Here is an 11,040-nt window from a genome sequence, read left to right on the forward strand (position 1 = left end):
GGCAATGTAGGAACATATATGAAATTCTACCCAATCCAGACAGTTACCGGCATATGCAATTTAACATACCGACGTGTCTTACCCTGTTTCGTGTCGTTCTGATCCCGTTCTTTGTGCTGGCGTTCTATTTGCCATTCCACTGGGCGCCTTTGGTGACCGCATTGATCTTTGTCGTCGCCGCCGTGACTGACTGGTTTGATGGCTTTCTGGCGCGCCGCTGGAAACAGACCACGCGCTTTGGGGCGTTCCTCGATCCCGTCGCAGACAAAGTCATGGTGGCGATGGCATTGGTGCTGGTGGCCGAATATTTCCATGCCTGGTGGATTACGCTGCCGGCGGCCACTATGATTGCCCGCGAGATTATTATTTCTGCGCTGCGTGAATGGATGGCAGAGATTGGCAAGCGCAGCAGCGTGGCGGTGTCATGGATTGGGAAAGTGAAAACCACCGCACAGATGCTGTCGCTGGTCGCCTTGCTCTGGCGTCCTGACGGCACGGTGATTGGTGTTGGCGTGCTGGCGCTTTATATCGCGGCGGTGCTGACCTTCTGGTCAATGTTCCAGTATCTTAACGCGGCGCGCGGCGATCTGTTCGAACGGTGATCGATGCGATTTAAAAAGCAGCAAACGCACGCAGCGTACGGATAATTTTATTGACTCATCGCGTCAGGTCAGTAGAATGCATCGCATCGAACGGCAGCCAGTCTGTCAGAAGATAAATTAAATCAGCAAGTTGGTAAAACTGCTGTTAAAAGCGGGAATAGCTCAGTTGGTAGAGCACGACCTTGCCAAGGTCGGGGTCGCGAGTTCGAGTCTCGTTTCCCGCTCCAGATTCGTTTTTCAGATCCTTTTCTGAAGAACAGCGGAATTAAGGCGCGTTGGCAGAGTGGCCATGCAGCGGATTGCAAATCCGTCCACCTCGGTTCGACTCCGGGACGCGCCTCCACTTTACACCCTGCCCGGGTGGTGAAATCGGTAGACACAAGGGATTTAAAATCCCTCGGCTGTATGGCTGTGCGGGTTCAAGTCCCGCCCCGGGCACCATCGCTTTACCGATAAAAACCCGAATTAAAACAAAGCAATATGTAGTAATGTCGTGACCGCCCGAGGGCGGTTTTTTTGTGCCTGCTTGCCGTTTTCAGAATATAATTTACCCTTCTTTATCTCCCACAACCGGCATAACAGCAATTTTACGTTTATACCAGGTCGGTAATGGCGCACACCTTAAAACGCCAGAAAAGTCTCCTTACCCACGTAAGATGCATTAAAGGTCAGGCGGCATCGCTGGAAACGGCCCTGGAAACGGGAGAGAAATGCGTGAAGATGCTACACAGCAGGAGCAGAGCGAGAAGCTTGAAGAGATCGTGGCGGTTATTCGCTCTTATCTGAAATAAGTAATCTGGCACGGCACCAGCCTGCCGGTTCAATGACAATCAACGGGAAAAAATGCTCTGGCTTATCTCAAAATATGCGATCACTGCCTTTATGGTGGTGCTTATTTCAGAAACAGCGAAGCGCAGCGATCGCCTGGGCGGCCTGCTGGCTGCCTTGCCACTGGTCACCGTACTGGTACTGATCTGGATGAAACTGGAAGGACAAACACAGGAAAAAATCAGCGCCCACGCCTGGTACACCTTCTGGTATGTGGTGCCGACGCTGCCAATGTTTATCCTGTTTCCGTTTCTCTACCAGCGCACCGGCTTTTGGCTCACGCTGTTAATATCCTGCGCACTTACTGTCGTGCTCTTCGCACTCTGGACGCTGCTTCTGAAGCGGTTTGGTATCATTCTTATGTAGGCATTACCGGCTGCTCATTTGTTTCCATTGATTAACTTGCTCCAACATTTTTAAAGACCGCTTTTGGCACGAAACAGCCATGCTGAAGCCAATTGGGGCTGTTATGAGCGAAAGCAGACGGATGATCTGAAAAAATTAAATGTGAAGCATTTACCGTGTCGTAGCGCTATGGGTACTGAACTTCTGGCACCAGTATCAGAGTCCTTCTTCTATGAGCATCAGGATCATGAATCCCGCAAAAAACATCGCGGTTCCAAGTGGCGTATCCCGGTCACCCTGGTGCGCCTCTACAAGTAGTTCTTCCGTAACCAGATAAAGCAAAGCCACCAGACCAAATGAAAGGAAATAGGTCAACCAGAACTCGCCCAGATGAGCAACGGGTGTACCTATCATGGCACCAGTCGGCAAAAGCAGCGCAATACCTGCCACGGCAAGAAGCACCTTTACTTTACTGCCCAGCATAGATTTCAAATTACCCACTACTGACAGACCCAGGAAGAGGATCTCAAGTGTCAGGGCTAGCGTCAGCATCATGCCGGTTTTGGCACCTGCCGCGAAACTTATCCCCAACACTAATCCGTCAATGAATATGTCGATGCCGATGGCTACCAGCATGCCTGATTTACTGGCCGCCTTTTCGCCATAGTACTGAATAAGCATCATCAGCGCGACGCCGGTCACGCCGCCTGCCAGTACCGCTATCATCGAATGCTGTTTCAGGCCAGGAAGCACCTCGGTGGCTGCTGCGGAAAAGATCACGCCAGCGGTAAAATGGTGTATCAGGCTCATGGTTTTTTCGCCCGGCTGGCGGAAAAGTGCAGCACCGGCACCCGCTATCGCAGCGCTAACAGGAAAGAGGGTGTAAAGCAGAGTGAAGAACATGTAACGATCTTTTGTGTAATATCACATTGCCATGCAAGAAAGGGGCATCGCAATATCAGGCTGTTGTGCCGAAAAAAGCGCGGGTTACCGCGCCTGGCACCGATTCCTGGCCGGGCTCCCGAAACGGGGGAGAGGCTTAACGTTTTTAAGAGGTCGCTATCCTGCCACAAACAGCGAAACGAAAAAACCATAAAATTCAAGTGCTTATAGCTATTGCTAAGTTTGATAGCCAGTGCTATAAGTGTTGAAACATTAACCGGGACGGGTGGCTTTAATGTTGAATGAAAATCAGATGCAGGTAAGCCCTTAATATACTCATAAGAATTAAGTGGTAGGGTGAGCAAAATATACCGATGAGAGGTAAATAAATGCGGGAAAAATATGCACGTTCACAAATATTTTTTCACTGGCTGACGGTGCTACTGCTTATTGTGGCTTACGCCACGATTGAGTTACGCGGACTGGCAGAGAAGGGGAGCTGGCAGCGCAATGCTGTCATCATTACGCATTTCTCAGCAGGCTTTTGCGTAATGATCACTATGGTTGCCCGTCTGTATCTGCGCGCCCGTAAAATTACACCTTCCATTACGCCGCCGGTGGCGCGCTGGCAGACCGGGATATCACATCTGGTACACACGGTGCTTTATGCGCTCTTCACTGTTTTACCTGTGCTGGGCCTGACGTCACGTTATCTGCGCGGTAAAGAGTGGTCGCTGTTTGGGCTGAATATGCCTGTCGCGGCAACCCCCGATCCAGCCACAGCTTCAATGCTCATCAACTTGCATGAAACGTTAGCACCGCTGGGTTACTGGCTGATTGGTCTACATGCGCTGGCGGCCATCTTCCATCACTGCTTCTTGCGGGATAATACGGTGTGCAGAATGTTGCCCTGAACCTGTGATTTTGAAGATTTTAAAACCGGTGCACAGATCCCTGACAGAGAATCGCTTATGACTAACATTACCATTTACCACAACCCGGCCTGTGGAACGTCCCGTAACACCCTGGCGCTTATCCGCAACAGCGGCAACGAACCAACAGTGATTCTCTATCTGGAGACGCCACCGTCGCGCGACGAACTGAAAAAACTGATTGCAGACATGAGCATCAGCGTGCGGGCCTTGCTGCGCAAAAATACCGAACCGTATGAGCAGCTCGGGCTGGAAGAAGACCGGTTCAGCGATGACGAGCTGCTGGACGCCATGCTGGCCCAGCCCATTCTCATCAACCGCCCGGTGGTAGTAACGCCGCTCGGCACAAAACTCTGCCGCCCGTCTGAAGCGGTTCTGGAGATTCTGCCGGACCCGCAGCAGGGAGTGTTTACCAAAGAAGACGGTGAAAAAGTGATTGATGAACACGGTAACTGCGTCAGCCACTAATCTTTCAGCAGGCAGTCAGTAAGGCGGTTATCGTGAAAAATAAAAGCCGGCACCTACCGGCTTTTTTCATGTGCTTCGCGCATTGATCCGCTCAGCACTCTCTTTCCTTCCACCGTAGCGGTCGGTGAGGTAGTCACTACGATCGCGCGTCAGCAGGGTGAACTTTATCAACTCTTTCAACGCGTCCACCCGTTCGCTAACCGGCAAGTCGTCATGACCCGCTCTGGTACACGCTGAAGCGTATCGGATGTTCCAGCTCACAAAGTGCGTTTGCTGCAGTATTCAAAGCCATACTGCCTCGTTAAACTCTTTTTCCAGGAAGCGCTTACGAATTGCCACGCGTTCTTACCTTAGCGAGGAAACTACGCAAATCGGCTTCGGGTATATGCGTTTCAGGCACAAATTTTAGCTGGTTGCTTCTGACAAATTGCCACCATTCATCCGGGATGAATTCATAAGCGGGCAAAGACACATCATCGTCATCATCTTCGTTAACCGCATTAACGACAAAAAAGGGATCGTCCTCTTCTGCTTCATCCAGCTCTATGACAATCACTTCCGTGACGATCAGTTTCATTGAAGGATTATTGCCGGAGACATAAAACCCCTCCATCGGGATGACGTTTTGATTTTTCATAAAGCCTTCCTTGTGCTTCAGGCAATCTTTTATCACCTTCAGAATAAGTCTGAATCTGTGATATGACCTGCCCGTTTGGTAAATTCTGTGTGATTGAGCCTGCGCTTTTCTCGCCATCTGCTGCCAGCATAAATTCATTATTTGCTATTACGCGATCACATAACAGATAGTTAGTATTTTCAAAGAGATACAGAAAATGCACTATACTACTATGGCATCAAAGCATCTTGTGCAGAGATCACGAATGTCCAGGAAAATTTCGCTAAAGGCGGGCGTCGCGAGGGCAAGAAAAAACAGTTCCGTGAGACCATTGCAGTGGGATTTTTCTCAGGTAACAGGCCATAAAACTCAAAAAATCTGTGGGCTTAATCTGGTTATCGTACAGATGACGTTAAAGCTGCTATTGTTCGGTATTACATACCAGCAACGCGAGGCATTACATTGACCAGTTATAAAAATTTCACCTTTTTCCCCATTACCGGATGGCATATAGGTCCACTCATTGATCAAAAAGCCATTGTGTTGCAGTTTGGCTATATTGATGAAATTAGCAAATCAATGGGTAAAGAAACGCACTCTGTTTTTTTTGGTTTAACCGCTGACATGGCAAAAAAACTGATAGCAAGCCTTGAAAAACATATTGATTACCTTGAAAGTCACTCACAGCCTCCGCATAAGCATTAACTTAAGCTCCTGAGCTTTTACATAGCGTCGCTGACAAAGGGCGTTTCAGTTTTTATTTATTCTGTACTTTATCTTCATCTGGCCGTCTTTACCTGGACAGGCTGAACAGTTTAGCTTTACTTAAACTGCTTTTAATTACAACATCCATAAGCAGAGCCTGTCAAACCCTGGCAACTGAGTACATGATTTTTCTTTGCAGCGAGCGCATTGACACGCACGCCGATGCGCTTAAGAATGTTAACCACATATTGGATATTTGATCCGTTATTCGGATAAGTGCTCAGGGGAAACCATGAATCAGTTAAGTAAAGCTGGTGCCTTCACGCTGTTGAGCGTGGCCTGCCTGACCATAATGGTAGGATGCGTGATCGTGCCGGGGCTCAATACCATTGCGCTGCAATTGGGCGTTCCTCAAGCAGCAAGCTGGCTGGTGACCGTGCCTTCTCTTGGCGTAGTCATTTTTGGACCGCTGGCCGGTAAAACCATCGATAAGATGGGCGCGCATGGCGCGTTACGCTGGGGACTTTTTCTTTATGGTCTGCTCGGCGCAGGAGGCGTTTTCTTGCACGGCCTGGTGCCGGTGCTGCTTAACCGGCTGTTATTAGGCGGCGCAACGGCACTGGTAATGGCGTCCGGCACCGGACTGATTTCGGGGTTTTTCCAGGGAAATGCCCGACTGAAAATGATTGCGCAGCAGGGCATGTCTATTGAGCTTGGCGGAGTAATATTTCTGTCGATTGGCGGGCTACTGGCGACGGCAGGCTGGCGCTGGCCTTTCCTGCTCTATCTGCTCGCCTGGCTGCTGTTAATTATGTTGATGTTGTTTGTGCCGAAACCGCCTGTAACCGAACAGGGATTGTCCGATCATGGCGCGGTACCCGCTGCGGGTTCGCTAAAAACCGTCTGGTTCGCCGCGGTCTGTTCAATGATCTGTTTTTTTACCGGCGTGATCGTGATTCCCCAGCATTTTCATGACGCCGGCATCAACGCCGCGCAAACCGGCTACTTTCTTTCATTTATCTCGCTGATCGCGGTTGTTGCTGCTTTTCTTATGCCGCGCGTCATATCGTTTCTGACTGATAAAAAGACGCTCTGCCTGGCTTTTTTATTTTATGCGCTGGCGCATCTGGTTTTTGCTTTTGCCGCCACGCTGCCGCTTTTTGTCCTCGGCGGAGTCATGATGGGCTGCGGCTTCGGCCTTTCCGTGCCGCTGGTCAATCATATGACCGTTGAGCAGAGCGCAGAAAACGTGCGTGGACGTAACCTCGCCTGGCTGGCAATGGCGCTCTTTTCCGGCCAGTTTCTCTCAAGCTTTATGGAGTTTATTCCGGGCGATCTGTCGGTGGTTTTTACCGGTGCGGCAATATTTGCTCTGGTCGCGCTGGGCTGTCTGATGATGAGCGGTAAACGCGGGGAGTGAAGAGAGAGAACAGGCCTGCGCCAGGGCTGGCGCAGGCGGTACGGCTTAGCCCAGGTTCCCCGTCAGGCGACGATGGAAATCAGTGCTGCGTACGTCAAGACCCACAATCGTTACCGTCGCACCATAACGCTGATAACGGTATTCAATGGCGTCCAGCGCCGCAACGCTGGAGGCGTCCCAGACTTGCGCGTGGGTTAAATCTATCGTGACCTGTTTCGGATCGTGCGCATAATCGAAATGTTCGAACAGGTCATTGCTGCTGGCAAAGAAAAGCGGACCGCGAACCAGATAGTTTACCTGCTCGCCATCTTCGCTGAGATGACGCTCCGCGTGAATCACATGCGCGATACGGCGGGCAAACAGTATCATGGCGATGATCACGCCTGCCAGCACGCCTATTGCAAGGTTACCGGTCCAGACGGTGACCGCGACAGTCAGCACCATCAAAAAGGTTTCAGACCAGGGCATGCGCTTCAGGGTGGCGGGCTGGAGGCTATGCCAGTTGACCGTTTTTACCGCCACCACCATCATAATACCGGCCAGCACCACCATTGGAATGCGCGCCATTACCTGGCTCAGTCCGGTCACCAGCAGCAGCAATACCAGCCCCGCCGCCACAGTGGAGACACGGGTACGCGCTTTGCCCAGCTCAACGTTAACGATGGTTTGTCCAATCATGGCGCAACCGGCAATGCCGCCGTAAAAGCCAGCGAGAATATTCGCCACGCCCAGTCCCCAGGATTCACGGCGTTTGCCGGAAGGAGTATCGGTAATATCATCCACCAGCTTCGCGGTGAGCAGCGACTCCATCAGACCGACAAAAGCGATACTCAGCGCGGTTGGCCAGATTATCTGCAACGTTTGCAGATTCAGCGGCACCAGCAGTTGCGTGAAGCCCGGAAGGCCGGCGCTCATCGGCCCTTCATCGCCCACATTGGGCACGCGATAGCCTAGCAGCAGCGCGACGGCAGTCACCGCTACAATCGCAACCAGCGGCGACGGCACGCTTTTCAGCACCCGCGGCAGCAGCAGCACAATCGCCAGCGTCACGGCAAACAGCACCCACACCACACCTGACTGGCCCCAGACGTGCGGCACCTGAGCAAAGAAGATCAAAATGCCAAGGGCATTAACGAAGCCGAGCATCACCGAGCGGGGAATATAGCGCATCATGCGCGCCAGACCGGCGAGGCCGAAAAGGATCTGAATCACGCCGCCCATGATTACCGCCGGCAAAATATATTCCACGCCGTGCGCATGCACCATCGGCCCGATAACCAGCGCAACGGAACCCGCTGCGGCGGTGACCATTGCCGGACGGCCTCCCAGGATGGAAAGCGTCAGGCACAACACTACGGATGCGACAAGACTCACCTTGGGATCGACACCGGCGATAACGGAAAAAGAGATCACTTCGGGGATCAGGGCCAGCGCGGTAATCACACCGGCCAGACATTCACGGGTGAGCAGTGTGGGCGAACGCAACACACGTCCCACACTCAATTCGCTGTCCACATGCTCATGCGTAGCGACGTCATTTGAGTGACTCATAGTTTTTTGCAGGCTCTTTTTATTTTGCTCTCTGACAGGAAAGGTGCAGAGATAAATGAAGGAGATTCACAGTACGATCCAGATGTTACCGGGCAATGATGCAGGATGCCAGCGCTGAAAGCAGAGGAGGGCGATTCCATCCATGGAATCATGACTTACATCGACAGATCATCATCCGGTGTTTTATGCACCACCAGCTCCAGCAGCTGACGATAAACATCCAGCGAAATGATATCGCTTTCCAGTTCGAGGCGATGGATCAGCTTTGAAATAATTGCTTTATTGCTGACCGGCAAGCCGGATTGCAGGATTTCAGCGACCACCAGGCCTAACACTTCCATATCGCTTGCGCTTTTGTTCGCAGCAACATTGAAGTAATCGGCGATCTCTTTATCCGTTTTAGGTAATGCATTTGGCATGGTGTAGCCCTTCAAAATCGCCCGATCTTCCGTTGGGATGTCAGGACAAAAGGATGAAAAAACGGCCATCGCATGGACAGATGCGATAAGCCATTGCTCAACAAACCAGGATAAAAAAGGACCTCTGAAGGTGGAAATCCACTTACACCTTCAGAGGTGACGCAAGTGCGTCATTCGTTACAAGAATCTTCGTTTTGATTCACGCAGGTAAAGTTATACAAACTGAGGTAATCTGTACAATAAGAAAGTGATCATTTTGTGCTAATTATTAGCAAACAAAGCTTTATGAAGAAAATTCTTAGCTGAAACCTGTACAAAAAGGTTGTACAGGCTTTGATTGGGGAAGTTTATTCGTGGCCTGTGCGCCTGTTGCTAACCAAACAGACGCAGTTTCGCCGTCAACTTACGCAGCGCTTTCTTTTCGCCAACAATGGCCAGCCCGAGCAAACGCCAGTTTTCGCCGGGTATCTGGCGCATGGCATCGCTGAACGCCTGATAATCAGTGGTGGTCTGGCCCTGTTCCGGGAACAGGATCAGATCAACCTCCTCGCTGACGCAGCGGTCACGCAGCGCGCTGAACTCTGTCTGGCTGGCGGCCAGCACCGGAATACCAACCGGAATCAGACCTGGATAATCGCGCTGCTCCGCATCAACCAGCGGTTCGCCGACAAAACGCGGGTGGCGCTGTCCGAGCGTCAGGGCGAGCACTGCCGCAGCGTTTGTTGCTTTCCCGGGCGGCAGCGCCTCATTCAAAACCATCACACATCGCTGTTCTTGCATTACCATTTCTCCTTTATAAAAGGGCATCATGGCAAAGCTAGCGGCGTGGGTCTGGAAGATTTGTGCAGGCGAGTTGATAACGGGCGGGGCTGATATGGCAGGTTCGTTTAAACCAGCGTCCCAGATGACTTTGATCGGCAAAGCCAAGCTGCGCCGCCACGTCGGCAGGAGAGTGGCGACCCGTCGCGAGCAGCTGACGGGCCTGACACAGACGCAGCTGGATCAGCCACGCATGGGGCGGCAGGCCGAACGCCGCCTGAAATTCACGCGACAGGCGAAAGCGATCCACATTCAGCGCCTGCGCCATCGTCTGCAGGCCGGGGTTTTCCGTGGAATGGGCTATCAGCCAGTCACGCGCCCGCTGCGCCAGGCTTTTATCGTGGCATGCAAGGGGCTCGTTGTTACGCCACAGCGGATGCTGGCTCAGTAGCAGAAACAGGCGATCCAGCGCCGCCTCTTTCACCATTTTTATCTCATCCTGCCAGAGATAATCGAAGCAGCACCAGAGGGCTTGAGCCAGCTGCGTATCCTGTCGTAGCGTGGCGGCAAAGTGCAGCTCCTGACCCGCAGGCGCAGCGGCAAAAAAGTCGCTGAGCTGATGATGCACATACGCCTGTGAAACGTAGAGCATACGATAGGTGAAACCCTGGTCATCAATGGCGTCGCCGTCATGAATCTCTTCCGGTTCCAGCATAAAAACCGTGCCGGGGCGGCTGCGATGCTGACGGCGGCGGGAGTGAAATTGCTGAACGCCTTGCTCCGTGACGCCAATCAGATAGCTGTCGTGCCAGTGCGGATCGTAAGCGTGGCCGGTAAAATGGGCGCGAATCGCTTCGATGCCGCTTTCTCCATCGCGACGCAGATCGACCCAGCTTTGCGGCGTTGTTATCATAAACGTCTCGTTTCTCTCTGTTGCTATCAGACTGGTCTTAACATTTAACCGGACGCGCATGCAATCAGAAAAAAAACTCTGGCTGTACCGCTGTTCACTGCTATTTTTTCCTGAGTATAATATCGTCATTATTTAGTTAGATATCTAACCATTAGGCAGCTACGCTTTTATGTCGCAACCGCAACACTTTTCCCGTCTGCTTCATCTTACCGCCCATGCCTGGCGACTGGCGATCGATCGACGTCTGAAAGAGAGCGGGCTCAGCATGAGCAGCTGGCTGGCTATCGCCACGCTGGCAAGCGAGCCGACGCCGCTGACGCAAAAAGAGCTGGCGCAACTGCTCGGCCTGGAAGATGCCAGTCTGGTGCCGCTGATTAGTCGTCTGGTTAAAAACAACCTGGTGATACGCATCCAGCCGGCGGAAGATCGCCGCAAACGGCTGTTGATGTTAACTGATGCCGGCAATATGGCCTTCAGAGAAGTCAAAACCCAGGCGGATACCTTGCGCAGCGAGCTGCTGAATGACATCGATCCGCACGAGCTGGCTGTTACCCAACGGGTATTGCAGCAATTGTTGACCAGCCTCGGGACGATCTAATT

Annotated in this window: 13 protein-coding genes, 3 tRNA genes and 1 pseudogene; 10 read left to right on the plus strand and 7 right to left on the minus strand. The window is 52.0% G+C overall.

Features of this window, described 5'->3' with window-relative positions:
* The first annotated feature begins 53 nt into the window (after positions 1-53).
* The 5 genes from pgsA (at position 54) to ABU178_RS07780 (ending at position 1,796) form a co-directional block, all read left to right on the plus strand.
* Positions 54-602 (plus strand): CDP-diacylglycerol--glycerol-3-phosphate 3-phosphatidyltransferase, encoded by a 549-nt coding sequence (gene pgsA, locus ABU178_RS07760; RefSeq protein WP_397213550.1) that lies wholly within the window; start codon positions 54-56, stop codon positions 600-602.
* A 151-nt stretch (positions 603-753) separates the two neighbouring features.
* A tRNA-Gly gene (locus ABU178_RS07765) sits at positions 754-829 on the plus strand.
* 42 nt (positions 830-871) lie between these two features.
* Positions 872-945: transfer RNA gene (locus tag ABU178_RS07770), tRNA-Cys, on the plus strand.
* Positions 946-956: 11 nt separating this feature from the next.
* Positions 957-1,043, plus strand: a tRNA-Leu gene (locus ABU178_RS07775).
* Positions 1,044-1,445: 402 nt separating this feature from the next.
* Positions 1,446-1,796, plus strand: coding sequence for a DUF3147 family protein (locus ABU178_RS07780; protein ID WP_397213552.1), 351 nt, complete (start codon positions 1,446-1,448; stop codon positions 1,794-1,796).
* A 195-nt stretch (positions 1,797-1,991) separates the two neighbouring features.
* On the opposite strand, the gene ABU178_RS07785 is transcribed toward ABU178_RS07780, so the two are convergent.
* Complete coding sequence (locus tag ABU178_RS07785; protein WP_397213554.1) at positions 1,992-2,678, minus strand: ZIP family metal transporter; 687 nt, start codon at positions 2,676-2,678, stop codon at positions 1,992-1,994.
* Positions 2,679-3,046: 368 nt separating this feature from the next.
* Here ABU178_RS07785 and cybB point away from each other — a divergent pair, with 368 nt between their 5' ends.
* Positions 3,047-3,571, plus strand: coding sequence for a cytochrome b561 (cybB, locus tag ABU178_RS07790; protein ID WP_397213556.1), 525 nt, complete (start codon positions 3,047-3,049; stop codon positions 3,569-3,571).
* 57 nt (positions 3,572-3,628) lie between these two features.
* On the plus strand, positions 3,629-4,057 hold the full coding sequence (arsC, locus tag ABU178_RS07795; RefSeq protein WP_397213558.1) for a glutaredoxin-dependent arsenate reductase: 429 nt from the start codon (positions 3,629-3,631) through the stop codon (positions 4,055-4,057).
* 66 nt (positions 4,058-4,123) lie between these two features.
* Here the strand turns inward: arsC and ABU178_RS20365 are convergent.
* Both ABU178_RS20365 and ABU178_RS07800 read right to left on the minus strand, forming a co-directional pair.
* Positions 4,124-4,246 (minus strand): annotated as a pseudogene (locus ABU178_RS20365) (arsenical resistance protein ArsH); the annotation flags it as partial.
* A gap of 136 nt (positions 4,247-4,382) precedes the next feature.
* Positions 4,383-4,694, minus strand: a complete 312-nt coding sequence (locus tag ABU178_RS07800; protein WP_397213559.1) for a hypothetical protein — start codon at positions 4,692-4,694, stop codon at positions 4,383-4,385.
* Between the two features lie 441 nt (positions 4,695-5,135).
* Here ABU178_RS07800 and ABU178_RS07805 point away from each other — a divergent pair, with 441 nt between their 5' ends.
* Complete coding sequence (locus ABU178_RS07805; RefSeq protein ID WP_397213561.1) at positions 5,136-5,378, plus strand: hypothetical protein; 243 nt, start codon at positions 5,136-5,138, stop codon at positions 5,376-5,378.
* A gap of 292 nt (positions 5,379-5,670) precedes the next feature.
* Positions 5,671-6,798 carry an MFS transporter gene (locus ABU178_RS07810; protein WP_397213563.1) on the plus strand — a complete coding sequence of 376 codons (1,128 nt, stop codon included), beginning with the start codon at positions 5,671-5,673 and terminating at the stop codon, positions 6,796-6,798.
* Between the two features lie 45 nt (positions 6,799-6,843).
* Here the strand turns inward: ABU178_RS07810 and ABU178_RS07815 are convergent, their stop codons facing one another.
* From ABU178_RS07815 to ABU178_RS07830, 4 genes are all read right to left on the minus strand, one after another.
* On the minus strand, positions 6,844-8,349 hold the full coding sequence (locus ABU178_RS07815) for a SulP family inorganic anion transporter (protein WP_397213565.1): 1,506 nt from the start codon (positions 8,347-8,349) through the stop codon (positions 6,844-6,846).
* A gap of 155 nt (positions 8,350-8,504) precedes the next feature.
* On the minus strand, positions 8,505-8,768 hold the full coding sequence (locus tag ABU178_RS07820) for a biofilm/acid-resistance regulator YmgB/AriR (protein ID WP_397213567.1): 264 nt from the start codon (positions 8,766-8,768) through the stop codon (positions 8,505-8,507).
* A gap of 372 nt (positions 8,769-9,140) precedes the next feature.
* On the minus strand, positions 9,141-9,548 hold the full coding sequence (locus ABU178_RS07825; RefSeq protein ID WP_397213569.1) for a DUF2000 family protein: 408 nt from the start codon (positions 9,546-9,548) through the stop codon (positions 9,141-9,143).
* A gap of 37 nt (positions 9,549-9,585) precedes the next feature.
* Complete coding sequence (locus ABU178_RS07830; RefSeq protein ID WP_397213571.1) at positions 9,586-10,440, minus strand: AraC family transcriptional regulator; 855 nt, start codon at positions 10,438-10,440, stop codon at positions 9,586-9,588.
* 169 nt (positions 10,441-10,609) lie between these two features.
* Here ABU178_RS07830 and ABU178_RS07835 point away from each other — a divergent pair, with 169 nt between their 5' ends.
* Complete coding sequence (locus ABU178_RS07835) at positions 10,610-11,038, plus strand: MarR family winged helix-turn-helix transcriptional regulator (protein ID WP_397213573.1); 429 nt, start codon at positions 10,610-10,612, stop codon at positions 11,036-11,038.
* Positions 11,039-11,040: the final 2 nt, after the last annotated feature.

It is taken from the genome of Pantoea osteomyelitidis, from assembly GCF_044342975.1.
Taxonomy (GTDB): Bacteria; Pseudomonadota; Gammaproteobacteria; order Enterobacterales; family Enterobacteriaceae; genus Pantoea; species Pantoea osteomyelitidis.

Excerpts from the sequence above, each read along its gene's own strand:
- pgsA (WP_397213550.1), top strand. The coding sequence starts at position 54 with ATGCAATTTAACATACCGACGTGTCTTACCCTGTTTCGTGTCGTTCTG.
- ABU178_RS07780 (WP_397213552.1), top strand. The coding sequence starts at position 1,446 with ATGCTCTGGCTTATCTCAAAATATGCGATCACTGCCTTTATGGTGGTG.
- ABU178_RS07785 (WP_397213554.1), bottom strand. The coding sequence starts at position 2,678 with ATGTTCTTCACTCTGCTTTACACCCTCTTTCCTGTTAGCGCTGCGATA.
- cybB (WP_397213556.1), top strand. The coding sequence starts at position 3,047 with ATGCGGGAAAAATATGCACGTTCACAAATATTTTTTCACTGGCTGACG.
- arsC (WP_397213558.1), top strand. The coding sequence starts at position 3,629 with ATGACTAACATTACCATTTACCACAACCCGGCCTGTGGAACGTCCCGT.
- ABU178_RS07800 (WP_397213559.1), bottom strand. The coding sequence starts at position 4,694 with ATGAAAAATCAAAACGTCATCCCGATGGAGGGGTTTTATGTCTCCGGC.
- ABU178_RS07810 (WP_397213563.1), top strand. The coding sequence starts at position 5,671 with ATGAATCAGTTAAGTAAAGCTGGTGCCTTCACGCTGTTGAGCGTGGCC.
- ABU178_RS07815 (WP_397213565.1), bottom strand. The coding sequence starts at position 8,349 with ATGAGTCACTCAAATGACGTCGCTACGCATGAGCATGTGGACAGCGAA.
- ABU178_RS07820 (WP_397213567.1), bottom strand. The coding sequence starts at position 8,768 with ATGCCAAATGCATTACCTAAAACGGATAAAGAGATCGCCGATTACTTC.
- ABU178_RS07825 (WP_397213569.1), bottom strand. The coding sequence starts at position 9,548 with ATGCAAGAACAGCGATGTGTGATGGTTTTGAATGAGGCGCTGCCGCCC.
- ABU178_RS07830 (WP_397213571.1), bottom strand. The coding sequence starts at position 10,440 with ATGATAACAACGCCGCAAAGCTGGGTCGATCTGCGTCGCGATGGAGAA.
- ABU178_RS07835 (WP_397213573.1), top strand. The coding sequence starts at position 10,610 with ATGTCGCAACCGCAACACTTTTCCCGTCTGCTTCATCTTACCGCCCAT.